At 48.0% G+C, this 26,192-nt stretch carries 25 protein-coding genes; 18 read left to right on the forward strand and 7 right to left on the reverse strand.

Going from position 1 to position 26,192, the window contains the following annotated elements; genetic code table 11:
- Position 1: 1 nt before the first annotated feature.
- The 3 genes from CHI14_RS11480 to CHI14_RS11490 all read left to right on the forward strand — a co-directional run bounded on the left by CHI14_RS11480 (position 2) and on the right by CHI14_RS11490 (position 2,730).
- Positions 2–388, forward strand: coding sequence for an iron chaperone (locus CHI14_RS11480; protein WP_095288579.1), 387 nt, complete (start codon positions 2–4; stop codon positions 386–388).
- A gap of 172 nt (positions 389–560) precedes the next feature.
- Positions 561–2,144 (forward strand): glycosyltransferase family 39 protein, encoded by a 1,584-nt coding sequence (locus CHI14_RS11485; protein ID WP_095288580.1) that lies wholly within the window; start codon positions 561–563, stop codon positions 2,142–2,144.
- Between the two features lie 4 nt (positions 2,145–2,148).
- On the forward strand, positions 2,149–2,730 hold the full coding sequence (locus CHI14_RS11490; protein WP_095288581.1) for a hypothetical protein: 582 nt from the start codon (positions 2,149–2,151) through the stop codon (positions 2,728–2,730).
- A 70-nt stretch (positions 2,731–2,800) separates the two neighbouring features.
- Here CHI14_RS11490 and CHI14_RS11495 read toward each other — a convergent pair whose 3' ends face one another.
- Together CHI14_RS11495 and CHI14_RS11500 are read right to left on the reverse strand one after the other, a co-directional pair.
- Positions 2,801–5,041: an S-layer homology domain-containing protein gene (locus CHI14_RS11495; protein WP_095288582.1), complete on the reverse strand. Its 2,241-nt coding sequence runs from the start codon at positions 5,039–5,041 to the stop codon at positions 2,801–2,803.
- Positions 5,042–5,227: 186 nt separating this feature from the next.
- Positions 5,228–5,644 (reverse strand): hypothetical protein, encoded by a 417-nt coding sequence (locus CHI14_RS11500; protein ID WP_141236664.1) that lies wholly within the window; start codon positions 5,642–5,644, stop codon positions 5,228–5,230.
- 410 nt (positions 5,645–6,054) lie between these two features.
- Between CHI14_RS11500 and CHI14_RS11505 the strand changes: the two genes are divergently transcribed.
- From CHI14_RS11505 to CHI14_RS11535, 7 genes are all read left to right on the forward strand, one after another.
- Positions 6,055–6,627, forward strand: coding sequence for an RNA polymerase sigma factor (locus CHI14_RS11505; RefSeq protein WP_249281072.1), 573 nt, complete (start codon positions 6,055–6,057; stop codon positions 6,625–6,627).
- Positions 6,602–7,456 (forward strand): hypothetical protein, encoded by an 855-nt coding sequence (locus tag CHI14_RS11510; RefSeq protein ID WP_095288584.1) that lies wholly within the window; start codon positions 6,602–6,604, stop codon positions 7,454–7,456. The genes CHI14_RS11505 and CHI14_RS11510 overlap by 26 nt, the downstream gene beginning before the upstream one ends.
- Complete coding sequence (locus CHI14_RS11515; RefSeq protein WP_095288585.1) at positions 7,437–8,312, forward strand: ABC transporter ATP-binding protein; 876 nt, start codon at positions 7,437–7,439, stop codon at positions 8,310–8,312. Before CHI14_RS11510 ends, CHI14_RS11515 begins: the two co-directional genes overlap by 20 nt.
- Positions 8,309–9,379, forward strand: a complete 1,071-nt coding sequence (locus CHI14_RS11520) for an ABC transporter permease (RefSeq protein WP_170948102.1) — start codon at positions 8,309–8,311, stop codon at positions 9,377–9,379. The genes CHI14_RS11515 and CHI14_RS11520 overlap by 4 nt, the downstream gene beginning before the upstream one ends.
- A 168-nt stretch (positions 9,380–9,547) precedes the next feature.
- A complete protein-coding gene (locus CHI14_RS11525; RefSeq protein WP_095288587.1) occupies positions 9,548–10,183 on the forward strand; it encodes an Imm41 family immunity protein in 636 nt (211 codons plus the stop codon).
- A 30-nt stretch (positions 10,184–10,213) separates the two neighbouring features.
- Positions 10,214–10,663 (forward strand): SMI1/KNR4 family protein, encoded by a 450-nt coding sequence (locus tag CHI14_RS11530; protein ID WP_095288588.1) that lies wholly within the window; start codon positions 10,214–10,216, stop codon positions 10,661–10,663.
- On the forward strand, positions 10,660–11,106 hold the full coding sequence (locus tag CHI14_RS11535; protein WP_095288589.1) for a hypothetical protein: 447 nt from the start codon (positions 10,660–10,662) through the stop codon (positions 11,104–11,106). The genes CHI14_RS11530 and CHI14_RS11535 overlap by 4 nt, the downstream gene beginning before the upstream one ends.
- A gap of 98 nt (positions 11,107–11,204) precedes the next feature.
- On the opposite strand, the gene CHI14_RS11540 is transcribed toward CHI14_RS11535, so the two are convergent.
- The 5 genes from CHI14_RS11540 to CHI14_RS11560 all read right to left on the reverse strand — a co-directional run bounded on the left by CHI14_RS11540 (position 11,205) and on the right by CHI14_RS11560 (position 18,176).
- On the reverse strand, positions 11,205–12,416 hold the full coding sequence (locus CHI14_RS11540; RefSeq protein WP_095288590.1) for an alginate O-acetyltransferase AlgX-related protein: 1,212 nt from the start codon (positions 12,414–12,416) through the stop codon (positions 11,205–11,207).
- 16 nt (positions 12,417–12,432) lie between these two features.
- Positions 12,433–13,854, reverse strand: a complete 1,422-nt coding sequence (locus CHI14_RS11545; RefSeq protein WP_095288591.1) for an MBOAT family O-acyltransferase — start codon at positions 13,852–13,854, stop codon at positions 12,433–12,435.
- 104 nt (positions 13,855–13,958) lie between these two features.
- A complete protein-coding gene (locus CHI14_RS11550; RefSeq protein WP_095288592.1) occupies positions 13,959–15,116 on the reverse strand; it encodes a hypothetical protein in 1,158 nt (385 codons plus the stop codon).
- A 19-nt stretch (positions 15,117–15,135) separates the two neighbouring features.
- Positions 15,136–17,412: a glycosyltransferase gene (locus tag CHI14_RS11555; RefSeq protein WP_095288593.1), complete on the reverse strand. Its 2,277-nt coding sequence runs from the start codon at positions 17,410–17,412 to the stop codon at positions 15,136–15,138.
- A 359-nt stretch (positions 17,413–17,771) separates the two neighbouring features.
- On the reverse strand, positions 17,772–18,176 hold the full coding sequence (locus CHI14_RS11560) for a CBS domain-containing protein (protein WP_095288594.1): 405 nt from the start codon (positions 18,174–18,176) through the stop codon (positions 17,772–17,774).
- A 148-nt stretch (positions 18,177–18,324) separates the two neighbouring features.
- On the opposite strand from CHI14_RS11560, the gene pbp4 reads away from it, so the two are divergent.
- From pbp4 to CHI14_RS11590, 8 genes are all read left to right on the forward strand, one after another.
- Complete coding sequence (gene pbp4, locus CHI14_RS11565; RefSeq protein WP_095288595.1) at positions 18,325–20,442, forward strand: penicillin-binding protein PBP4(5); 2,118 nt, start codon at positions 18,325–18,327, stop codon at positions 20,440–20,442.
- Positions 20,443–20,519: 77 nt separating this feature from the next.
- Positions 20,520–20,939 (forward strand): VOC family protein, encoded by a 420-nt coding sequence (locus CHI14_RS11570; RefSeq protein WP_095288596.1) that lies wholly within the window; start codon positions 20,520–20,522, stop codon positions 20,937–20,939.
- A gap of 152 nt (positions 20,940–21,091) precedes the next feature.
- Positions 21,092–21,268 carry a hypothetical protein gene (locus tag CHI14_RS29975; RefSeq protein ID WP_164764254.1) on the forward strand — a complete coding sequence of 59 codons (177 nt, stop codon included), beginning with the start codon at positions 21,092–21,094 and terminating at the stop codon, positions 21,266–21,268.
- A gap of 80 nt (positions 21,269–21,348) precedes the next feature.
- Positions 21,349–21,525, forward strand: a complete 177-nt coding sequence (locus CHI14_RS29980) for a hypothetical protein (protein WP_170948103.1) — start codon at positions 21,349–21,351, stop codon at positions 21,523–21,525.
- Between the two features lie 173 nt (positions 21,526–21,698).
- Positions 21,699–22,943 carry an FxLYD domain-containing protein gene (locus CHI14_RS11575; protein ID WP_095288597.1) on the forward strand — a complete coding sequence of 415 codons (1,245 nt, stop codon included), beginning with the start codon at positions 21,699–21,701 and terminating at the stop codon, positions 22,941–22,943.
- A gap of 14 nt (positions 22,944–22,957) precedes the next feature.
- Positions 22,958–24,106 (forward strand): trypsin-like peptidase domain-containing protein, encoded by a 1,149-nt coding sequence (locus tag CHI14_RS11580; protein WP_095288598.1) that lies wholly within the window; start codon positions 22,958–22,960, stop codon positions 24,104–24,106.
- 113 nt (positions 24,107–24,219) lie between these two features.
- Positions 24,220–24,819: a TetR/AcrR family transcriptional regulator gene (locus tag CHI14_RS11585; RefSeq protein ID WP_095288599.1), complete on the forward strand. Its 600-nt coding sequence runs from the start codon at positions 24,220–24,222 to the stop codon at positions 24,817–24,819.
- Between the two features lie 93 nt (positions 24,820–24,912).
- Positions 24,913–26,133 carry an MFS transporter gene (locus CHI14_RS11590; RefSeq protein ID WP_095288600.1) on the forward strand — a complete coding sequence of 407 codons (1,221 nt, stop codon included), beginning with the start codon at positions 24,913–24,915 and terminating at the stop codon, positions 26,131–26,133.
- Positions 26,134–26,192 lie beyond the last annotated feature (59 nt).

A 26,192-nucleotide genomic window follows, 5' to 3' on the forward strand; every position in this document is an offset into this window, starting at 1 on the left:
AATGGCTGAGGGTAAGCATTATTCTGTATTGGTCGATGAATATATTTCGGGGTTCGCCCCGGATGTACAGGTTAGACTGCAGGCATTGAGACAGATTATTCGCGAAGCGGCTCCGAATGCGGAGGAGAAGATCAGCTACCAGATGCCAACGTATGCGCTGCATGGGAATCTGGTCCATTTTGCCGCATATAAGAACCATATCGGATTCTATCCTGCACCCAGCGGAATCGAGGCATTCCGGGATGAACTCTCCGTCTACAAAGGCGCTAAAGGTTCGGTGCAGTTTCCCCTGAATCAACCCTTGCCGGAAGAGCTTATCCGCCGTATTGTGAAATTTCGGGTGAAGGAAAATGTGGAGAAGGCCGCGGAGAAGAAACGAAAGAAGTAGCTTGTATTAGAGAAATAGATAGACCGCTATCTTTGGTGAAGAGGGCGGTCTTTTTTGTGTTTAAAATCATGTTCGTGGGATCAGCGATGGCCGACTGTGTTCGAATTCAGCGATTTTTCAGTTAGAGCCATTATACTGTTTTCGAATCCTGTACTCGAAAAGGAGTTTTGGCATGTCTAAAGTGATCCATAAGACGCTTTATCTCATTTTTATTTTCTTTGTTGGTTTGTTTATTGTTTCGTCGCTCTTCGTTCGGGCGCAGTATAATTATGGCCTTTATGGAGACAATCCGATCCTGGGAGCCCAGCAATGGAGCATTTTCTTTCCGGTCATTATCCTGCTTCTGTTAACGGGTATCGGGCTATACCGTCTCTGCCTGAGATTGAACAAGTACAGTCCAAAGGTCGTCATTCCCGTGGTTTTGCTATGTTCCATGGCGATTCAGATCGCGATTATCTTTGTGTTTCCAAGAGTACCGACGGATGACTCCCAGACGGTCGTTTCTCTCGCGATGAGCATGCTCTACGATCAGGATTATTCCTCGTTTGAAACGGGTGGATATCTTCACATGTTCCCGTTTAACTTTTCCATCGTGCTCTATTTAAAAACACTGCTGTACCTCTTTCCGGATAACTATCTGGTGATCAAGCTGTTTAATATTCTGTTTTCAACGTTGACCACGTTCATGATTTATCTCATTTATAAGCAGCTGAACCCCAAATCTACGGAACGGGATTACGGCGTTTTGATTTTTGCAGCGACGTACCTGCCTTCCTTATTCTTGAACAACCTGATTTATAACGATGTTATTGCGACGGCATTTCTGACATCCTGTTTATACTATTTGCTTCGGTTTGTACGCGAAAAATCATGGAAGGCTATTCTCTGTGCTGCGATTCTTCTCGCCATCGGAAACTACTTCCGCAGTATCGGCGCCATTGTGCTGATTGCCGCTATCTTGTACATCCTGTTGAACATGCGGAGTATCGGGTTCAAGAAGGTGCTGGGCTCCATCGCCGTACTGGCTATTCTGTTTAATGTCCCAGGTTGGGCCCAGAATGCCGTGCTGAAGTCCACAGGTACGGTAAAAGAACCGGTCGGCGAGAATTCGGCCCCCGTCTATATGTGGCTGAACATGGGGATTAACCTCGAACGATTCGGATTCTGGGACAATATGGAGAGCTACCAAATCTATCAGAGACAGGCCAATTACAATAAGGCCGAAAGCACTACATTATTTAAACAGGAGATTGAATCGAAGCTGTCGGAAGCGAGTGCCAGCGAACTGATTCAGATGTATTACAAAAAGATCATATGGACCTGGACTGAAGGCACGTACCAGATGGATCGATATGGAATCGGCAATGAAAGTGCCTCAGGCATGGGAAGAGGAAGAGCTGGCGGAATTGCGGGCTCCTATAGTTACACCAATGGGGTAACGGACTTGTTCCAGGGGGACTCTCTCTATCGAACGGGTGTGCTTTGGGTCGTATATGTAATGAACTTCCTGATGTACTGTTTTATTTTCGTTCGGTTAGTCCTGGGGATTCGTCTTAAGCGATATGATGAAGTCTCCCTGATTCTGGTGGTTCTCGGATTTATCGGATTCTATATCCTGTGGGAGATCAAATCGCGCTATATCTATCCGGTATATCCACTGCTTATCGTGTTGTCCTATATGGGATTCAAAGATACGTATGAATTGATGTTTCAAAGTAAACTCGGCTGGGGACGGACATCCCTGGGAAAAAGGTGATCTTATGCGAAAAAATATGGTTTTCATATCCGTTCTGATTCTACTGGCAGGCTGTGCTGTTCTGCTTGCCGCCTGTGATGTCATTACAGCCCAAAACATTACGAATACCGGTACTGCGCAAGGCATGAATGGTGGGGGAATGATGAATGGTGGCCCAGGTATGAACGGAGGAATGCAGAGAGGCGGAGGCATGAATGACCGAACAGGTGGAACGGATGATATGCGTGGTGCAATGAATGCCGATCTTACAGGCAGGATTGTCTCCATAGACGGAGATACCGTTACTCTAGCATTACTTGAGTTTCAGGGCTTCTCTTCACAGAACTCCACTAACCAAGGTCAGCAGGACGGTGCTCCTGGCAGCGGAAGCAGGGGGATGAATGAAACTGGCGTTGAAATGAAATTAAAGCTGAATGCGGATGTTAGCATCACTGAAGGTATGGAGATGGGAGGACGCGGTAACACCAGTTCAGACGCCAACGGGGCAATTCAGGTATCTGATCTGAAAGAGGGAGATGTCGTCATGGCATGGTATAAGGAGAACACAGAGACAGTGGAACGGATGAGTGTTGTCCAGTCTGAATAACGATTACTTATATTGCTAAAAAAACCAGCCGGGATTCACATATGGACCCCGTCTGGTTTTGTTTTTGTTCTTATTCACTATAATTGCTAACGGAAGTACGCCCAGACTCGACACTGATCCAATACGAATAGTCCTCTCGCACATCGACGTACAGATTCAATGCCTTGGCTTCAAGTTGACTTACAGTCAGAGTGAAATTGCCGTTACGATCTGTCGTGACCTGAGCGGTCTGTATAAAATTGACGGATGGCGAAGGTCCGTGAATCTGAATAGGGATGGTTTGGTTGGCATAGGCCTTAAATGTCCCACGGAGTATCAGAGTTTGATTCGTGGAGTAATCCGCCTGAATGGTTCGATCAGGCAAACCTCCGTTCTTTTCATTCTCGGATGCTTCCGTGATTTTCTGAGGTCTGGACCATAACTCCAAGCCCTTATTTTTCAGATTTTGCAGGAAAACAACGGCTTCTGCACGAGTCAAAGATGTTTCCCCTTCGTAACCTTCCACGGTAGGAGCTGTTTTGCCGGACGAGTAGCCCATGTTGAGTAGATATTGAATGGCTTCATCGTCGCTGGCATAGTTCTTTCCGCCAAGACCAGCTACGATCTGTGCAACTTCAGACCGGGTCAGGACATGATTTCGCAGCTTCGGATTGTTCTGGCTTGCATCCAGACCCAGGTTAAAAGAAGCTGCATAGGCATAGTAACGATCACTCCAGAGGCTTCCCTTGATAGCTTGTCCTCTCGCTGCGTCGATTTGCTTGATGATATTGGAGCCTGAATACAGCTTGAAGAGCATGGACAGGAATTCAGCTTCAGTGACCTGATGATTGGGTTTAAACGTACCATCATCATATCCGCTGACCATGTCCTGCTGAACGGCCCATAGAATTGCATCCTTTGCCCAATGTGAGCTGATATCCTTAAGTTCGGGGATACCGGTCACGGTGATCGGAACGACGATTTCCTTGCCTTCAAACCGGATGCGAATCTCGTCTTTCCCTGCCTGAACACCCTGGATCTTCCCGTCCTTTATGGCCACATGGCCTGAATTGGTCGAATATGTAATGTTCGACTGTGGAACGAAGGATGTTCCATTATCATAAATGGCGGTGATGGAGGGGAGATCCATCCATTCCCCGGTACGGATATGAAGATCCTTTTGCTCCGATGTAATTTGGACGAGCTGAGCTTCCTGTCCAGCTTCGATATGGAAAAAACGCGTTTGATATGAAATCTCAGCTGTGGTTCCATCTTGCTTTTTCAGTCCGGTAATCCGAATGTTGAAGGTATCGCCGTCCTTTAACAGCTGTACGTCATCCGGCCGGAAAATGATGGCGTAACCATAGCCATACCCGCTTGTTTCTACATTGAAGTAAGCCTGGTTAAACCAGGTCTTATTCGTGGGATCGACGTTGTAATACCCGGAAGGGAAGCCGGTATTTTGGTTCTGTTCATTAAAGGTCCATGTTCGCTGGTCGGATAATCGGGTCATCTCAACCTGAACTTCAGACTGCGAGGGTTTGGCGAACACATCCCGATTCAACTGGACCGACCAGGCTTGTGTGCTGCCAAAAGCCTCAATTGGAAATGCACCCTGATTCGGAAACAGACTGTAATTGAAAGAGGTCCCACCGGTTCTGCTCTGATCAAATACCTGCATGGCACTAAAGTATTTCTCATATGTACTTTCTTCCTGGCGATTGGCGGCGATACCGAAGCCGACCCGCTGTAGTTGTGGACTCAAAATCCAGCGCCGGTGACCCAGTCGATCGATATTGGAGACATCGGAATCGTTCATATAGGCCTGGATACTCTTTGTAATTATATTGCCTTCGGCACTGCTGGTCATATACAGATTGGAACTGCTGGCAGAGGTATAACCCATTTTATAAAAATCGGTTGGCATATCTGCCGGTTGTTTGGGATAGTGTGTCAGGGATCCTCCAGTGGAAACCACGACAGCACCGTGCTGGGCCTGGCGATTCAAGGCTGGATCGAGAACTAGATCGCCCTGCATGCCCGCAATAAAGCGATAGAAGTTGGCCGCATTCAGACCTTGTGCGAGATACGTATCACTAACCGCACCGGCAGAGTAGGGTGCATTTACCGAGGGGGCCTTCGTGAACAGCGTTGAATTAGGATCATTCTTCATCCACTCGTTCCACTTCTGAATGATCTCTTGTTCACTTCGTTCCGGGAGCAAGCTGTCGATCTGTTCTGCATGTGCCGCGTGGGCATTCCACATGAGAAACAACAGACACGTTAAAGGTAGGGTAAATAAGGTGTGCATCCATTTTTTTCGGTGAACCATGTTCTAAAACTCCTTCTGATATCAAATAGGAAGTAAAATACACTCTTGTATATCATCGACATAGTGTACGAATTTGGTTAGATGGACTAGAGAGAATGGGAGAATCAGCACAGAAACAACTCAAAAAGCACAGCCACTCCCTATAATAGAGATGGTTGTGCTCTTTCTCTTTATATATGGTCAGATCTAATCCAGACTCAGGTCAAAATCAGGCTCACACATGTAATCGATCGGATAGAGATCATCTCGGGCTGAAATTAATGCACGAAGGTGAAGATAAACATGGTTGGGCTGTATGACCACACCATCAATTCGATAGGGAGCAAGTTCAGCAACGACGAACACGTCTTCCGCAGCGTTACATTTGAAAATGACGTTATTCGGGTTACATACCTCCTCCATGTAGCTGTAAGTCATCACGTGATGAGCTTGTCCACGCCAATTGGTTTTGATGACTTTATAGGATTGTGTTGCCACAAGATCAATATATCGTTCCAAGGAAAACGTGTGTTCAAATTGTGTGATGTACCCTTTTTCATCCACATCAATTGTGAATTCTACATCGTAGCTTACGTGAAATTCTTCCTTATAGGTTCCCTTCATGATTTTCATAGCATCCAAATGCGATCCAAAATCAGGGTCTTCTATGTAGGGGATTGCAATGCGCTCAGGATCAACATGATCGGTAATTTGGCTGTTGCTTGAAATCCCTTTGATATACTTTGATGGCTGTAGATTAATAGAACCAATCATTTTCCCAGCATATGCAGGGCTGCAGGTTATTCGCATAGTCATCTCCTTTGTTGTTGTTCAGTAATTAGACGAAAGGCTGTAGAGAAAGTTTCACCAGAATAAGCAAATCGACATGAGTACCATTTTGATAACACAGTAGCTGCACGGAGCAGCATTTAGTTGTGTGTAGGCAACTTGTCCATTTCCAAATAAATGAATTAAACATTTTTGATCTTTTATGGCCAAGTTATCGTTAATTGAATTGAGGGGGTGAGGGAGCGTTGGATGATGAAGAGTTGATTCATGAGATTCGCAAAGGCAGCCGGGCTGCAATGGAAGTATTGGTGAAGCGGCATTATCATTCGATATTTACTTATGTGTACCGGAAAACGGGAGACTATCATACCGCTTATGATCTGACCCAAGAGGTATTCGTAAAAATGATGAAGTCACTCGGCAGTTACCGTGATAACGGAAAATTCAGTCACTGGCTGCTGAAAATTGCAGTGAATCATTGCATGGATTATTTTCGCGGACGCGAATACAAACAGCAAAACAGGGAAAGCGAGTTAACGGAAGAGGCGCTCCCTGCCAGTGAGCATCAGAACGTGTGGAATATCTTCTACAAACGGCTTCAGAATGACCAAGTTAGGCAGGCAGTGTTACGTTTGCCAGAGCAGCAGCGGGACGCGGTCATTCTGAATTATTACAACGGGCTGAAGATCAGGGAAGTCGCCGAACTGACGGGGACCAACGAATCGACGGTGAAATCACGCATACGCTTGGGGATAGCGAAGTTGAAGGAGATCATTGTGGGAGGTGAGCGGGATGAAACGTACCGAAAACCAAGATAAAAAGAAGCAAAAAAATGAATTCGAAATCGAAGAATTCAGCGAGATTGCCCCTTATCTGGATCAATATGCGGTTGAATTTCCATCCGAGATGGAGATTGATCAGACGATCCGGACACTGGAGGCATATATGCCTGGACAGGCGGACCAAATGAACGAACATCTACAGTCATCACCTGGGAGGTCGTTTACAGAATTGTTCCAGATCGTTCGAGGAGAGGTCGCGATTTTTCACAGATCCTACTGGGTAATATGTGCATTGCTCCTGATCATTGGCTTCTGGTTAGGGGGGCACAGCACGATCGATCCCTACATGAGCGGGATTGTTATGGTACCTGTACCCTTTATTCTGGGGCTGCTGGAAGTATTTAAAGGTCGTGATCAGGGACTAATGGAAATGGAACTCACCTGCAAAATAACATCGCAGCAGCTAATGCTCACCCGCTTGATCGTTGTACTCTCAGCAAATATGGTGTTTGTACTGCTGCTTATGCTGGCCATTTCCGGGGGGACTGGTGGTTCCATTTCATGGAGCGCCATGGCTCTCTGGTACGCCCAACTGATGGCTGCTGCAGGAGCTAGTTTGTGGCTGGCCATGCGTGTCCGGGGTGGTACAGCCGTTAGCCTTTTTTTGGTCATATGGTTCGGACTCATCTGGCTAATATTGAGCGATCCACGATTCATCAGTCTAATGCAGTCGATTCAAACGCCAGTGCTTATAGTGCTTGCCATATGCGGAATCCTGCTGTTGATCAGCCAAATACGCCAGATGTCGCGTAAATATACATCACAAACAGAAAGAGGTTATTCCTTTGATATTGACCATGGATAACGTATCCAAGAAATACAGGAACAAGTGGGCCGTGAAATCATTCTCGCTGGAGCTGTCCAGCGGTGGTGTTTACGGTCTGCTCGGACCGAATGGAGCGGGCAAAACAACGCTGCTTCGCATGCTTGTCGATATCGCCAAGCCAACATCCGGCCAGATTTTGCTGGATGGACAACCGATTGAGCGGATGGGAGATCGCTATCGAAGTCTACTGGGCTATATGCCGCAGCGATTCGGATTTTATAACCGTTTCACTGCTCATCGATTTCTCATGTACATGTGTTCGCTCAAAGGGCTGAGTGTGCCTCAGGCCGCTGTGCGCGTGCAGGAGACATTACGGATGGTGGATCTGGAACAGCAGGCCCAGCATAAAATCCGTACGTTCTCTGGGGGCATGAGGCAGAGACTGGGTATTGCTCAAGCCTTGCTGAATGATCCGCACATTCTGGTTCTCGACGAACCGACGGCTGGCCTGGATCCCAAGGAGCGTATTCGGTTCCGTAACATTATCGGCGAGCTGGGAAGAGACCGGATTGTTCTGTTATCGACCCATATTATTTCTGACCTGGAGTTCTCTTGTAAGGAAATGATTCTGATGAATGATGGTCAACTGATCACTCGGAACACACCTGAGGAGATCATGAACAGGATGCAGGGCAGTGTGTGGAAGGCAACGTTAACACAGCAGCAGCTTGCTGAGCTGACCTCGCATTTCAAGGTAAGTGGCTTGTCCTATCAGTCGGAAGGCATCGTAGCCAGAATCTTGGCCAAAGAACAGCCCGTACCGCAAGCTGTACCGGAGACTCCCCGTCTCGAAGACGTATACATGCACTATTTTGACGAGGAGGCGACATCGTGATTCGTTTAACCCAATATGAATTTGCTAAAATCATCACGCGTAAAAGCGTTTATCTGGCACTCGCCGGACTGCTCGTGCTTCTTGCTTTATATGCCTGTTTCGGGCATCCCGGGCCGTTGAACGGTACAGCATATTATAAGCCTTACGAAGGAGCGATTACGGAGGAGAAGGTTCAGGCTGCGCAGGATCAGAAGCAAAGCGAGGGTTACAGTGAAGAAAAGAATCAGAATCGATATGGTGTATTTTATGACATTTCCATATTTTCGCCGGAATCCATCAAAAACTACGCCAGATATGATGATAGCGGGAATGTCATGGAGCGGACGGTAACCGTCTCCGAGATTCACTACAATAAACCATGGGGCTATCTGCTCGAATACATTGATCAATTTGGAGTGCTCTTCATGATGATCATCATTCTGCTCGGACTGGCGCCTGTATTTGCAGAGGAATATGCACGGGGAACCGCAGCATTGCTACGCAGCAGCAAACGGGGGAGAAGCCAAGTTGTATCGGCTAAATTGATGGCTTCCATGCTTTATGTCGTGCTATGCGTCATATTGTTTACAGGTATCAACCTGTTGATCTACTGGTTAAGGTTTGGAAATTTGGCTGGTGCAGATACACCTCTCCAGAGTGTTGGAATGTATTTTCAGGGCTTTTATTATGAGTTCTCTCCCTATCACCTATCGGCGCTTCAATATTATGGAGTCCAGTTGGTCACTCACTTGGCAGGCAGCATGATCTTTGGATGTATCGTCTTATGTGTCTCTGCGCTTAGTTCAACATCGTTTGTTGCCATGGTCATTAATGTTGCGATTGTAGGTGTGCCTTATCTGGCATTCGATGTGCTCAACTTCAACCCGGGATGGGCCAAGTGGATTGAGGAGTTTTCATTCAGTACCATGATGCGGGTAACGAGGTTGTTTCAATCACCGGCGAGTTACTCCGTATTTGGAATGGAGCTGTCCTATTTAAATTTGTATATGATCATCATGGGTGTAGTTACGATTGGAGTTGTATTTGGAATGTATCGTACATTCCGTACCCGCGAAGTGTTTTCCTGATTGAAGCCTTCTAGGGGAGATGAATATTTAATTGGGGTCCGCAGACATGTGGGCTTCTTTTATATGGAGGAACAGGATGTGATATTTCCAAACGTTCTTCAATTTTGATACATTATTTATATACGTTTCGGAGTTATAAAACATATGTAACATTCGCTCCAGGAGCTTATGCGCAACGCGCGAGCGGAAGAGAATACCTTTTTGTACATGCTTCACGAGGAAGCACGTTTTGATCAGTCGTTATTCTGGAAATATGTGAATAGCATAATAGAACTGACCCTTCTCACTGCGGACCACCCGCTGAATCGGGAAGCAGCGGGGGCTGTCAGCTTCACCTATTCCAAAATCATGGAGTACCTGCAGTGGCATCACTCGGACTCCGATGTCTACGAAATTGAAAATTTCCCTTACGTTTATGCTCATCACGTAGTGAGCCTTCTTGGCGAAGTGGTTAACGGTTTTTATCAGGGAGTTGTCCCGGATGAATCCCGTTTCGATGAGGACTTTCCGAACCCGGCCTTCGCCGGTTTGGTGGCGAACGAACAACCAGCGATATTGCAGCTGGGCTATTATAAACAAGAAACCAATGTGCATGCTCTCGGCTTCCGCGAGGAGGATGGAACGTACCGAATTGTGTTAAATGAAGAAGAAGACAGAGATTTGGTAGATTCCAAAATGAGCCGCCGGGAGGTGGAAGGAACCTATCTCTTCCATGCCCCGGATGCCAGCAGTGCTCATCAATTATTTCACGAATGGGTAATGAGTACTTGTGCACCTTACCGTTCTGCACTAAATCGATCATAATTGCGCCATCAGTTGATTAGGAGGATGAATATGTTATCTAGTAAAGTTATTGAGTTTTGCCAAGGTAAGGGCTGGTGGCATGAAGAAGTACCGAAGGAGTATGAGGAAGCACTGCAGAAGCTGAATATTGATCTTCAGTCGGATTTTGCGCAGTTTTATCTGCATGCAGATGATGGCCCCACCTTCTATAGCAGGCATCAGGAGATCTATCAGATCTGCTGGGTCATGGAGAATACCGTGTATTTGGAAGACATGACGGTGGCCCAGCTCACCCTCGGATTGCCTGAAGCTTACATACCGCTGGATAGCTTTGAAGGGGAGGGGGGATTTTTCTATAATCGGCAAACCGGTGAAGTGGTGCTGGTAGAGCTTGGTGAGTCGATTGAACTTTTCTTGAGCGGGGAGAGCCGCCCCGAGTGGCCTGATTTTAATACATTTCTGGAGTGGTACTTCGAACTGGAGGAGGAGAAGGCACTATGAAGGAATTGACATCGGAACATCCCGAACTGGAGAAACAGATTATGGAAACCGTTGAAGCAGGCAATGTGCTGGACGACACGCAGCAGCATGAACAGGCACTGATCTATTATGATCAGGCCTGGGGGATGCTGCCTGAGCCGAAGACCGAATGGGAAATCGCGAGCTGGATTGCATCCTGTCATGCGAATGCACATATGGACTTGGGACAGTATGCGCTGGCGAAGCCTTGGGCGGAATTATCGCTGCAAACGCGAGAGTCGGATGTTAATACGGGTCCGCTCATTGAGCTGGGGACCGTTTGCATGAGACTGGAACAGCATGAAGAGGCGTATTCTTATCTGCATCAGGCCTATGAGTACGGCAAGGAACGTGCATTTCAAGGCTTCCCGCCTGACGTGTTGCACTATTACAAGGAACAGAAGATGGTGCGTGAACGAAACTGATTCTACTGGATCACAAAAAGAAAAGGGTACCCGGTCTGCCAAATCATGATTGGCTGTGGGTTACCCTTTTTTATTTGATCGTACGATCGTTCACTGACTTAATTGTTCGCCCCGTAAGGGAAAAATTCTTCCACCAGATCCTGTGGCGAGATGGATACAAAGACATGATCCAGCTCGGTCTTGCTGGCAAAATCCATAATGTCCTCAGTATAATACCTCGGATCGATGACGTAGATTTCGGACACGACCGTGGACAGGAAGGAGATCATCGGCACGGCGAGGGAGTCCTTGATGAACATGACTTTTAGCCCTTTCGGGTTGTCCTTGTTCACCACATGAACGATCCCCTGATTGCCGTACAGATACGTGAAATACTTGTCCGCAGTCAGATCGTACGTGGCTCCCTGCACATTAAGTGGATACGTGGTGAGCAGCGCATCCTCGAAGCGTCCATTAAGTGCAGCTTCGGTCTCGCCTGTCTTGAAATAGAAGGAATAGTTCGTTTTGAACTTCGGATAGATCAGGTCGAAGTCATCTGCACCCGCGAAGTATTTACCAGCCTTGCGGCCCTGCGATCCAATAAAGATGTCTTCATATGGAATCACATTGTAGTTACGGATATCCGTGAAATAATGATCCGGGTCCAGCGACTTCGAGTACATGCCGTCCATATGATTCACGAGCTGGATGAAGGCCCAGAACGCCGTCCTGATTTTCCAGTGATGGTCGGTTGTAAAGAACAGATCCTCCGGCGGAATGCCGCTCTCCAGCAATCCCTCCCGCAGATCAAGGGTATCAATGCCGTCCTGTTTCAGATTGGCTAGGAAGCCGTCTGCAGTCTCATTGTTATAGTTGTACGGAAGGCCTTCCGGTAACGTGGTATAGCCACGCACGTATTTGTCCGGAGTCATGACATAAGTCAGCTTCGTTTGTGGATCCAAATGCGCTCCAAGCGCCGCAACCCGGTCGGACAGATCCTTCGTATACGTTGGCCCGGTGGCAAAATAGGTATAGTGCAGCTTGCCCTCCATGTCTTTGACAACTTCAAAGTTGTTCTCCTCGTTTTTCCACATCAGGGATTGCAAATATCCATAGGCCTCCACGAAACCAAACTTCTCGAAGACATGTTCATTGATGTCCGCATCCAGCTGGTGGATCAGTCCTTTGGTTTCAGAGATATCGTAGTCTCCGGAGGCCAGTGTTTGCTTGATCGGGCCGAAGGACTGAATGATATTCAGAACAGAGAGCGTCACCAACACGAGAATGAAGAGGAAAGCGGTGATTCTCTTTTTGGCAAGAAAGTTATGCATGCTTGTGTGCCTTCTCTCAGAAATTAAAATAGATAAATGGATTGTATGTACCCTTAACCAGATACGATACGCAGACCAGGAATAATAGAATGATCGTCAGCGGATAGACGAGCTCCAGCGGTTTGCGGAAACGGGCGCCATCGACCATGAGTTTGTTCATCCGGGTGGCAATTGGCATGCAGAACAGGATACCCAGAATGAAGAAGAATGCATATTCCTTGAGGAACATCCCTGTTGTATCGCTCCAAAATCCATTGCCGTATAGTCCAAACATATTGCCCAGATAGTGACCTGCCTGCAGCAGATCCGGCGACCGGAAGATGACCCAGCCAATCATAACGATAAACATAGCGTAGAGATGCCGCAGCGGGATGAAGCGTGTTCCTTTGTCAAAACTGAAGATTTTCTCCAGCGCGATGAATGCGAAGTTAATTAATCCCCACACAACGAAAGTCCACTCCGCACCATGCCATACGCCGGTAAGTCCCCAGACGATCAGCAGGTTGCGAATCATTTTATCTTTATTGGTAACGCGGGAACCGCCCAGCGGGAAGTATACATATTCCTTGAACCAGGTACCGAGTGAGATATGCCAGCGGCGCCAGAATTCGGTGATGGATCTGGAGATGTACGGATATCTGAAGTTCTCCTCGAACTTGAAGCCGAACATCAATGCCAGACCAATGGCCATGTCGGAGTACCCGGAGAAGTCGAAATAAATCTGCAGCGTATAGGCAATCGCCCCAAGCCACGCCAAACTGGAGGACACTTCGGATGTGCCTCCCATGCTGAAGATGTGATCAGCGACAATAGCCATGCTGTTGGATAACAGCACCTTTTTGCCCAAGCCCACAACGAACCTGCAGCAGCCTACCGCGAACTTGTCCCAGCTCTCTTTACGGTTCACCATCTGATCTGCAATCGTGTTGTACCGCAGAATCGGTCCGGCAACGAGCTGTGGGAAGAAGGAGATGTACAGTGCGACGTAAAAGAGATTTTTCTGCACAGCGCCGTGTCCACGATAGACATCAATGACGTAAGAGATGCCGTGGAAGGTGAAGAATGAGATACCCAGCGGCAGTGCGATGTTCGGAATGCTGAGTCCGAAGCTCGTATTTTCGTTCACAATGCGCAGGGCAAAAGCCAGATATTTGAACACAAACAGCATGCCGAGGTTGACGATCAGCATCATCGTAATGATGGTATAGGCTGCATTGCGCTTTTCTCTGAACTTGTCCACGAGCAGAGCGAAGACATAGTTGAAACAGATGGAGGCAAGCATGATCAGGACGAACCAGGGTTCACCCCAAGCATAGAAGAATAAACTCGCGACAAGCAGCAGCATATTTTTGAGCGTGACCGAGAATCTCAGTACGTAATAGAGCCCCAGTACAAGCGGCAGAAAATAAAATAAAAAAACGACACTGGAAAAGAGCACTGCCTTTCCTCCTTGAGGATCATATAAGAATGCAGCATGCGTTCACGCAAAGTAGAGACAGACTATGCCGCATCCAGGGATATGGCATAGTCTGCCTTCGTTAGCTACATGCTGAATGGACGTCTTGCCCGGCGCTGCTCCCGGCGGGAACGCCTTTTTTGGGCGCGAGGCGAGATCCTGCCTTTTCGCCAGAGTCCGTAGGCAACAAGCGTGAGAATGCCGGCTGCCGACAGGATGATGCGGATAAGCCACTGCATCCACGGCTTCATCAGCGGATCGGTGGGGTTTACCACCTTTGTGACCTGATCAGGAGACGGAATGGCACGCTTCGTCCCATCCTTCTCCTGTACATTCATGGCTGTCGAGCGCTCCACCGTCACGGTGTAGGTCAGGTTCCATTTTCCGTTCACGAGTGCGCGTATGGTGAGACTTTCAGGTTGAACGGCAGGCTGGAGTGTAAGTAAGCCATCCGGTGTAATGGATGCCCCTTGCACAGGACTATCCAGTTGAAAGGATGCCTTTGAAATCCCTTTGCTGGAAGAAGAGCGAACTTCATATTGTGCAATCGATTCACCAGCCTCCGGCTTCACCATTCGCTCTTCGCCCGTGATCTGCAGCGTGGTTAGCTCATTCTCTGCAGCGGCTTGCTTCTGGGATACCGGTTTGATGTTTCCGACCCGTAAGTTTAGCTTGGCATTCTCGGTGGTGGTCGTCGTAATGCCCCAGCCGGTGATTTTGCCCAGCTTGACCTGACCTGCCGTCTTAGCCTTGTCCTGAACCATCAGACTGGAGAAGGGGATGCGGATCTGCCCGACAAAGCCTGGCTCCAGTTCAATCAGACCTGCTGAAGGGTGAACCAATGTGGCTTTCTTGGTTGCCTTCGGAACGACGATCACATTTCGGTTATCCGCTAAGGTAAGGGAGCTCTGATCTGCCCGTGTGATAACGACATTGAACGGCAATGTCATCTCCGATTCATTGCGAATGGAGAAGGTCAATGCACCGTAGCTTGACCAGTCTCTGTTCCGCAGTTCATAGATGTAAGCGGAATAGTAGCCTTTTTTGAGTCCCTCGGTAGAGGTTTGAATCTGTACACTGCCGTTCTTATCCATATGGGTATCTACTTGGGTCCCGTTATTCCATTCATGAAGCGTACTTCCGCTCAGCTTAAGCTGTTCTGCTTGAACAGCCTGGACTGGAAGCAGGCTCCATAATGCAGCGAAACTGGCGGCAAGTATAAGTTGTTTCCACTTCTTGATCATGTGTACTCTGCCTCCCGCTCTATAAATAAGCCATCTCGTTGAGTTCATCATTCGAGACGTTTTTGTCTTTGGTTATGACATTTGGCCGACCTGTCTGCCGTTGCTCCCTGTTCCACTGCGTAAACAAAGCCTCGAGGGTATGCATCTGCTGATTACGGGCAATGTCCTGGATGTTGGTCACCCGGTACAGGTTACCTCGTTTGTTCCGCAGGGATTGTACCCATACACACTCCAGTGTCAGGTCGTCGCCAATGGGCAGATCGATCTCATAGCTCAATTCTTGGCGTGATGTCTCCAGCAGAACATATTCATAGTTGAAATCAAGCAGGGTAACAGCTCCATGCGTTGGCGTGTCCACTGTACGGTTGACTGCAATACGTGCCAGCTTCCGGTTGGACATAAACTCACTCTGCCCCCGGCGCACAAAGTTCAGGCGAATGTCCTCGAACGTACTGATATCCTTGTCCAGCTTCTGAGGAAGCGTAGGCTCGCGGTCATAGATCATGTGCAGCAGCTGCCGCTGCTGCTCTTCTGTAATTTCCTTGATGATAAAAGCATATTTCCAGCGATCGCCGATGGATGCAACGTGAGCGACCCTGCCTGTAAATTCACTTGCATATCGATCGTTAACCAGCTTGATGCCGACCTCCATATCACTCGGAATATATTTCGGTGTTTCGAGCATCACGGATATTCCACCTTCGGAGAGATCATGAGTCAAACAGGAGATCGTCTCGCCTTCGGTCGTAATCGTGCAGTCCACAGAAGCGAGTGTACGCTCGTGGTTTCGGAACACTTTACGTCCGGCCAGGAAGAAGATGGACATCATAATGTTATAGAAGTTGATCAGCAGCCAGTAGAGCACGACCAGGAAACCGATGGTACCCTGATTGAACGTCCAGTGAATGCAGTTCACGATACCAATGATGGATAGGACAGCCAGAATCAGATGGGGAATCATTTGTTTAATCTGATAGTTCCGATCATCATTTTGCGCACCGTCCTTTCGGGTAACGACGAATTTGTTCATCGTAATGCCAAGCGTCTCCAGAATGACAGCAGGCAGCAGGGACGGGAACAGGATGGTTTCATAGACATTGGTCCATTTGGTTGTTCGAATATTGCCCGACAGCATGCGTAGACAGGTATTGGTCAGGAGATACATCGGCAGCCAAAATACCAAAATTTCAAGTATTGTGCATTTCACAACAAGAATGCCGAAGACGGCAAACAGAATCGGCGACATGATATACAGCAATCTCTTCAGCCCGGAATACCAATAGGTTATGGAAGAGATATAATTTAATTTTTGGGCAAAACTCAAACCTCTCTTAAACAGCAGATTCATCTTCTTGCCTGTCTGAATACAACCGCGTGCCCAGCGCTGACGCTGCTTGATTAAGCTCTTCAAGTCGCCAGGGGCAAGCCCGGATGCCAGTACCTTGTTGGTTGCGAAGCAGCGATACCCTTTGCTCTGCATCTCGATGCCTGTTGCAAAATCCTCCGTAATGGAACCTGTGTAGAAGCCGCCTACGTCTTCCAATGCCTGTCTGGAGAGCACGGTATTGGTTCCTCCGTAGATCACGGAATTGGATTTGTTGCGTCCAACCTGCACGTCACGGTAGAAATAATCCTGCTCATTCGGAATCCGGTTCTCGGAGTACAGATTGTACTGGAATTGATCGGGATTGTAGAAGCTTTGCGGTGTCTGCACGAAACCGATCTTTTCTCCTGTCAGAAAATACGGTACACAGGACGTCAGAAAATCATGCTTCGGAATCATGTCGGCATCAAAGGTGACGATCAGGGGGGAAGAAGTATGTTTCATGGCGTTGTTGAGATTACCTGCCTTGGCGTGTTTGTGCTCTGTCCGGGTCAGGTAGTTAATGCCCAGATGGTCGGCAAGCTTCCGCATCTCGGGACGATTGGAATCATCACACAGATGGATATGTACTTTGGAACGGTCGGGATAATCCATATTGAGACAGCCGTTAATCGTTTTGAAGAGAAGGGAAGTGGGTTCATTGTAGGTCGCAATAAAGACATCCACATCCGGATATAACGACTCGTCTACTACGGGAAGCTCAGGGTATTCAAGCCGGGTCATATTGTAAAAGTGGACGGCCAGTTCGAACATGCCGATGAGTTCAACAATAAGGAGGGCAAGACCAGCGGTCACGGCGAGAGGGCCATGGCCGAAAGGAATGGTGAAGAATGTACGCCAAATGACGTAAATACAAGACATGATCACTGTAGCTGTGACCAGAATCTTGTTGCGTGTACTTAAATAATTCAATGGAATACCTCTCTCTGATGTTTCTGAATTGGAGCCGCACTGAAAAAGGACGAGCTTATTGTACTAAAGCATTCTGAACAAATTCTGAAAAAAACAGTAGGACCCTCGCAGTGTAATGTTAAAATAACGCGATTTATCTCCTCGGATATGCCGTATAGTGATAATTATTGTAGTTATTTGTCGAATAATGCGCAATATGTTTGTTGTTTTCTGATACTAAAATAGCTTGAGAACGAAGTGACAGAAGAGATGATGAGGAAGTAATAGGAATAATTCGGGCAACAAAAAAAGCGAGCAGAGGCGCTCGCCTTTTTACATCTGTCTGCAGGGAAAACCGCAGGTGGCATTCATTCATTACATTAATCAGAAATATTGCGCGTGTAATACTCAATAATATCCTTGCGCCGGATAATGCCAAGGAAGACGCGGTCCACGTCTACTACAGGCACGAAATTCTGGTCCGCTGCCAGCGTCAGCATATCCTCCATTTCAGCCTTGATGAAGACGCATTCATTATATACCCGGTTGCTGATCTCATGCACCTGAACCTGATCCATGTTATCAAACGTCAGTCCGGGGGTGCTCCGCATTTTCCATAACAAATCGCCTTCGGACAGGGTCGCAACATATTTTCCGTCCTGATCAATCACGGGAATGGCGGTATAATGCTGTGCTTCAAGCTGTTCGAGTGCTTCCTTCATGGAAGCGGAGGACTTGATATAAGCCACTTCGTCTTTGGGGAGTAAAAAATAGCTGATTTCCATCATCGGGCTCCTTTGCCTGTAGTTTCACTCTCCTTATTTAAACATATTATGTGAGCATTCGGCTATTTTTAATGATAAATTCGTCAGATTTGTTCCATTGTTTCAGGGGCTCTGGAAATCTATAGTATATAGTAGAGGTGATCTGACTATGAAAAAATCAAAACGAAAAATCATATATGGCTTGCTCCCCCTTCTGTTTGCTGGCGGAATAGGAGCGTATTTATACATGCAAAGCAGCAAGGCAGAGGAAGCGAAACCAGAGGCAACCGTAGACCAATACATACAGCATCTGCAGAAGCAGGAATTTGATCAGCTATATACATTAATGACGCCAGCGTCGCTGGATGAGTCCGGGATGAACCGGGAACAGTTTGTAGAAAAGTACAGTGCCATCTATTCGGGAATGGAGGTCTCAGCCGTGAAGGCGGAAGTGAAGCCCAAGGTAACGGATACGGCGGAAAGTGGCAGTACATCAGAGAATAAGGACAAAGGGGAGCAGAACACGGGCAAATCGGATCAGAATCCGGATGCCTATGAAGTGGATTATCACTTGCAGCTAACAACCTTCCTTGGGGAGGTAAACGAGACACAGACGCTCAAGCTTGTCCGGCAGGAGACCGAGGACGGCACGAAAGTGTGGCGGATTAACTGGCAGCCTTCCATGATCCTGAGCGACATGATTAAAGGAAGCAAAGTCAGGGTGAGGACACTCCTGCCGGAACGCGGTGATATCGTGGACCGGGACGGTTTGCCTCTGGCTACCAAGGGAACGATGAACGAGTGGGGCATCGTGCCGGAGAAGCTGGGTGACAACCCGGATGCAATGATTGCCCGAATTGCGAAACATTATAAGGTGTCAGAAGATGTGATTAACAACGCCTTGTCCCAAAAGTGGGTGAAGCCGGAGTATTTTGTCCCCATCGGTTCAACTGAGGATTACAATATTCCTGAACAATTAAGTGGAGTAAAGCTACAGTCCAAGGAAATCCGCTATTATCCGCTTGGTGCATCGGCTGCACATCTGATTGGTTATGTGCGCAAGGTTACTCAGGAAGATCTGGAGAAGGATACGGAAGGATATTACCGTGCCGAGGATTGGATCGGAAGAGCCGGTCTGGAGCAGTCAATGGAGAAGCAGCTCCGGGGCGAACGCGGGGGCGTAATCGAAATCACGGACGAAGCCGGCAAAGTCCTCTCGGAGCTCATTCGCAAGGACGCAGTAAACGGACAAAAGGTGCAGTTGACCATCAGCGCGGAAACGCAGTCGGAACTGTACAAGGCGTTAGCGAGTGAAGGAGATGCCGGAGCGGCCGTGCTTATGAATCCGGCCGATGGGCACCTGCTCGCCCTGGCCAGTGCACCCGCCTACAATCCGAACAAAATGGTCACAGGACTCACTCAGGCGGAGTGGGACGCGTATTCAGCAGATGAACGGCTTCCTTTTATCAATCGATTCACCAATCGGTATGCACCAGGTTCAACCTTCAAAGCAATTACGGCAGCAGCGGGACTAATGGAAAAGGTCACAACGGCGGATAAAACCCATGAGATCTCCGGTCTGCAATGGCGCAAGGATGAGAGCTGGGGCGGATATTATGTCAAGCGGGTGAAAAGTTTAACTCCGGTAAATATGGTTGATGCACTGGTCTATTCGGATAATATCTACTTTGCTCAAGAGGCGCTGGAGATGGGCAGCGAACGGTTTATAGAAGGAATCCAGAAATTTGGTTTTGGAGATAACTTCGGCCTGGATGAACTATATTTGAAGCCGAGCCAATACGCGAATGAAGCGAATCTGGATCTGGCCTCTGAGGTATTGCTTGCCGACACGTCCTATGGACAGGGCGAAATGCTGATGTCGCCGATTCATTTGGCGTCGTCCTTCACTCCTTTTATTAATGAAGGAAAAATGGTAAAGCCTGTTCTGATTGAAGGGAAAGAAACCTCTGAACCCGAGGTGATTATTACCCCTGAGGCTGCGAACACGGTCAAGGATGCTTTGGTTCAGGTGGTGTCTCGTTCGGGAGGAACGGCTCATGCGCTGAACTCGCTTTCAGGAGAGCTGGCGGCCAAGACCGGCACGGCCGAGCTGAAGGCGAAAAAGGGCGAAAATGGCCTGGAGAATGGATTCGTTGTTGTGTTTGACACGCAATCCCCCAGCTTCCTGATCTCGGCGGTCATTGAAGGCGTGAACGGCCGGGGCGGCAGCCACTATGTGGTGGATAAGCTCAAGCCTTTCCTGGAGAAGCTGGAATTGACTCCGTAAAACCTTGGCGTTGACAGGTCATATTCGGGATGTTATTTTATGGTAGAATCTACTCTATTGGATTGAGGTGGTCGATGGTGGCTGTTCGCGCCAAGCAGATTTTTGTCAATTTACCTGTCAAGGATTTGAAGAGATCGGTTGAGTTTTTTACCAACGTAGGATTTGAGTTTGATGCGAATTTTACAGATGAATCTGCTACCTGCATGATCATTGGAGACAATATTTATGCCATGCTGCTGGTGGAGGAACGGTTCCAATCCTTTATTTCGAAAGACATCTCGAATGCGGCGAGTACGGCAGAAGTCATTGTAGCCTTATCGGTGGATAGTCGCGAAGAGGTGGATACCATCGTCCAAGCTGCTCTGGATGCTGGCGGCAAGCCATATAATGATCCCCAGGATCATGGCTTCATGTACGGATGGAGCTTTCAGGATCCGGATGATCACCTCTGGGAAGTTACCTATATGGACCTCAGTGCATTTCCAACACAAGAGTAGAGTAGAACATACATGGATAGATCACGCCTCCCTACGATATAGTAGGGAGGTTTTTTGTCTATTTCTATAAAACTACACATTCACACATCCAGATCGATATGGACATGAATAGGATAACGCAGGTTTCAAAACTGATTGACAGGGAGATGGCCATGACTCGTTCAAACGTGAAAAGTTATCGTTACCGTGTGGGGAAAAGGCAGTATATTGTCATACAGATCCACCAAACCGCCAAAGGGTATGCCGAGACAGGCAATGTGCTCGCAAGTAACGCCGTAAATATACAGATCAAGAAGCAGAAGGGCCGTCGTTCTTCGAGCAAAAGATAAACGGGTCGCTCGGGGGGATTGATGAGCAGATCTGGAGCAACGTAACTTTACGGAATATATCATCTTAGGGGGATGGTACGATGAGCACACGAAAGAGACAGAAGCATGCGAAACAGGTTAACCGGGTAGAGGTGGACAAAAGCCGTTTAAAATTCCAGGCTCGTCAGTCTGCCAAAGCTTCTGTTGGACAGGGCGGAAATGCATTTGCCATCAATGCGAATGAACTGGGCAACATTCGGGTACGTGCAGGACAATAGGGGTGAATTGCAAAGGGATACCGTCAGGCGGTATCTCTTTTTTTATGTCCATGGCAAGGCACCATTTACATTGGAATAACATATGGTGTATTTTACCTTTTTGCTATATGATAAGTGTCGATTCATGTAAAAACAGCAAACATACATACGTTCTTTTTGATGGAGGGATCAGGGTGTATTGTCACGTATGTGGGACCAAAAGCAGTCCGGGGGATAGCACGTGCAGAAAGTGTAGAACGAAATTATTAGATCCAAGCTCTACAGAGGAACAGATTTGGGCCGAAACGGCAGTGGGTCTGGAGACCGGAACGGGAGACACCGATCATTCGTTATCGAGACAACAGCAGCCTGCACCCAAGCAGAACGATAGAGGTCCGGGGCGCGCATTCAGCTGGATTATCCCATTGCTGCTGGCAGCGGTGATGGGAGCCCTGCTGACGTATTATTACAACCAGGAGAGCAGTGTGAATGCAGAGGTACAATCGCTGCATCAACAAGCGGAAAAGGCTGCGCTGAACGGGGAATATGCAGAAGCTCTGCAGCTGCTGGATACGGCCATCGCCAAACGCCCGAACTACAATGCGCTGATTCAGGATCGCCAGATTACGGCGAAAGCGTCCAATCTGATGAATCAGTTAGATGAAGCAGCGGTGAGTTTGAAGACGGGCAAGCTGTCCGCAGGGGATAAAACCATTCAGGAGGTAACCAAAGAACTGAAAGAGCGGGAGGAACCCGTTTTTGGCAAGGTGCGAGCAGCATTGAACAACAGAAAGGTTACACTTTCCGTATTGAAGGTGAAGAAGGAAATCGATGGTTTGACCACTGTAGAGGCTCTTGCGGAGAAGCTGGATACAGTGTCGAAGCTGAAAGGCAATGAAGCCCAGGCCGTGCAGAAACAAATTATCGACAAGCTGGCGGGGATTAGTTATAAGCAGGCTGAACAGCAAGTGAAGAAGAAGGATTTTACGGCTGCTCTGCAGACCGTGGATCAAGGACTGTCCTACGCACCGGAGGATGACAAACTTACCGCATACCGGGAGCGGGTGCTGAGTGAGAAAAAGGCGTTTGAGAAAGCGGAAGCGGAACGGATTCAGTTGGCTGAGCAGCAGGCTGCCGAAGAGGATTTGAAAAATCGGACGGCTGCCGTAAGCGTCGTAAACGTGGATGCGGCACTGGATAACTATGGAGACCTGTACATTAGCGGTTCAATCGTAAACAATGCGACGAGACCGATCTCCTCCGTTACGATTATGGTTGATATCTATGGAACAGATGGCACCTATCTGGGTCAGACCTATGTCGATGTGTATCCAAGCTGGCTGGAAGTGGGCGAAGAAGGTTTCTTCGAAACCTACTATTATGGTGTGTACGAGGAAGCACAAGTCTCTGTTGTGAATGCAACGTGGTATCTGGAATAGGAGGACAGGTTGGAATGGCCAAACGAACATGGAGTACGATCATATCCTGTGCCATCATTATTGGTGCCGGAGCAGGAGGCGTGTTCTGGATACATCAGCATTCGGAGAATCAGCTGCAGGGTGGCCCCAGACTGGCTGTCGTCGCAGCGCAGGAAGCAGAAACGACGACAGCCAAGACGGCTTCCGATTCCAATGTGAAGAAGACACGCAAACAGATCATTGAAGATAGCCAGAAGAAGGTGGTCACGATTGAGAGCGGCAGCGGGCTGGGTTCGGGATTTCTCTACAATGACAAAGGCGATGTGATAACCAACGCGCATGTGGTGGAAGGCTCCAAAGAGGTAACGGTCCGCACACTTAACCATGAAGAATATCAAGGAACGGTGATTGGAATCGGGGAAGAGACGGATGTCGCTGTCATCCGAGTGCCAGGTTTACAAAAGCTTACGCCGCTAACCATCGCCAAATCCAAAGCCGAGACCGGGGACGAGGTATTGGCATTGGGGAGTCCGTTAGGGCTCGAAAATACGGTGACCACAGGTATTATTAGCGGTGTGGGCCGGAGCTTCGAGATTCCGCCTTACATTTACAGTAACCTGTATCAGATCTCGGCTCCCATTACCCATGGTAACAGCGGGGGACCGTTGATCCACGCAGAGACAGGTGAAGTACTCGGCATTAATTCGGCTGTTGTGGAGCAGGAGGGCGGCATTGGTTTCAGCATTCCAATCACCAGTGTATTGAAGCAGGTTCAGGCCTGGTCCGAGAAGCCCAACGCGACAACGGTGGTACAAACGAATGGTGGAGGTAACAAGGCAGCATCCGGAACCTCTGCTGAAGCAGAGGGATTGGTGACCAGCTTCTATCTGAGTCTGAACGAGAGTGATTATGTTACCGCATATGCACTGCTGGGCAGTGAATGGCAGAGCGGTACGAGTTATGCCAAGTTCCGTGAAGGATACCTGAATACAAGCTATGTAACGATTAGCGGAATTTCTTCCTCCACTAATGGGAATGATGAGATGGAAGTTACGGCTACCATTACGGCAGATGAACGCAGGGACGGCGAATATGTGACCTCGAAGTACAAGGTAACGTATCAGCTCGGTTACGAGAATGGTCAGTTGAAAATATTGCATGGTCAGGGAAAAAAGATTAAATAATTAAATCACAGGAGAATCGGCATCCGGGCCATTCTCCTTTTGTATTGCTAAAATTCCAGCGATCTGTTAAAATACAGAACGAATGTTCAGTATGTAAGAGAGAGAGTGATGGGATGAACAAAAAGCAACTTCAAACCGAGCAGACCAAGAAAAAACTTGCGGATGCCTCAAGAGCTCTTTTTGTACAAAAAGGCTATAAAGCGACGTCCATTGAAGATATTGTGGCTGCGACTGGCAGCAGCAAAGGAAATATTTATTACCATTTTAAGAGTAAAGAAGGCCTGTTTCTCTATCTGATTGATGAGTGGGATCGGGAATGGGAAGAGAACTGGGCTTCCAAGGAACATCTCTATAAGACATCTACGGAGAAAATCCATGGACTGATGGAGCAGCTTGTTCTGGATGACATGAATCACCCGCTGACGAAGGCAGCCGATGAGTTTTTCACGGGGGAAAAGAAGGAGAACGATATTGAGGAACGCATTGCCTTGATGTTCGAGCGGCATATCCAGTTCAACAGACAATTGGTTCAGCAGGGCATTGAGAACGGTGAGTTTAAGGAAGACAATGTCGATCATCTGGCGCTGATTCTGGAAAGTGCCATTATTGGACTTAGCCAATTGTCCCGCGGGATGAAGTCGGAAGAGGCCGTGGCCTTATATCGCCAAGCAGCAAATGTATTCTTACATGGAATCTCCATAAGCAAGGATTAAGATGGTTTGAACACACTCACGACACCCATGAAACAATACGTTTGCTCATCTATATAAACAGCAACATTTTGACAATTTACGGAGGATACAATCATGGCATTACTGACAAGAAACAGGGGCGCACTCCTGCTGTTGATGTTTAATATTTTTCTCGTATTTACAGGTATTGGCTTGGTCGTACCAATCATGCCTGCGTACATGGATCTGCTGCATATCACGGGGTTCACAGTTGGTTTGCTGGTCGCGGCATTTTCCTTTACCCAGTTTCTATTTTCTCCAGTAGCGGGCAGGTGGTCCGATTCATTCGGCCGTAAAAAGATCATTGTCGGTGGTATGCTGATTTTTGCCGTATCGGAATTCATGTTTGGTGCGGTCAATGCCCCCGTACTGCTCTTCGCAGCCCGAATGCTCGGCGGGGTTGGTGCAGCGATGATTTTCCCTTCCATTATGGCCTACACCGCAGATATTACGACGGAAGAAGAGCGCGGCAAGGGGATGGGATTGATTAATGCAGCCATTACGACCGGATTCATTATTGGGCCGGGTATCGGTGGATATATCGCGGATTTCGGTATTCGGATTCCATTTTATGCGGCAGGGGTTGCCGGATTGCTGGCAGCGATTATTACCCTGATTATCCTGCCGGAATCGACAAGAAGCACTGGAGAAGCAAGTAAACCCGCCCCTGGTGCAGCAAAAGCCAAAACGCCGGGCATGGTATCCCAGCTGCTGAATTCCTACCGGGAACCTTACTTCTTCAGTCTGATTATCGTATTTGTCATGGCGTTTGGCCTGGCTAACTATGAGACAGTATTCTCTCTGTTTGTGGATCACAAATTCGGCTTCACGACCAAGGATATTGCATTTATCATTACATTCGGCTCGATCGCGGGTGCTGTAGTACAGGTATCCCTGATCGGGTGGCTGCTGAACAAGTTTGGGGAGAAGAAAGTGATTTCGGTATGTCTGTTCTTTGTGGCGGTATTTGTACTGCTAACCCTGTTTGTGCACACGTACTGGCTCATCCTGGTGGTCACCTTTATTGTATTCCTGGGGATGGATATTTTGCGTCCTGCCATCAGCACGCAGATGTCCAAACTGGCAGAGGAACAGCAAGGTTTCGTGGCTGGATTGAACTCCGCCTACACAAGCTTGGGTAATATCGCAGGTCCGATTGTGGCTGGTGCCTTGTTCGATGTAAATATCAACTATCCATATGTTTCAGCTGCTGCTGTTCTGGCGATCTGTTTCCTGTTATCCCTCCGGGTTCTCAGAGGGGTTAGACCCGCAGGGCAAGCGAAGACGGAAATGTAGTTGCAATCCGTTATTAATAACTGGGATGAAGAGCTTTAAAAAACCAGTCGGTTACACAT

Source organism: Paenibacillus sp. 7516 (assembly GCF_002272715.1).
GTDB classification, from domain to species: Bacteria; Bacillota; Bacilli; order Paenibacillales; family Paenibacillaceae; genus Paenibacillus; species Paenibacillus illinoisensis_A.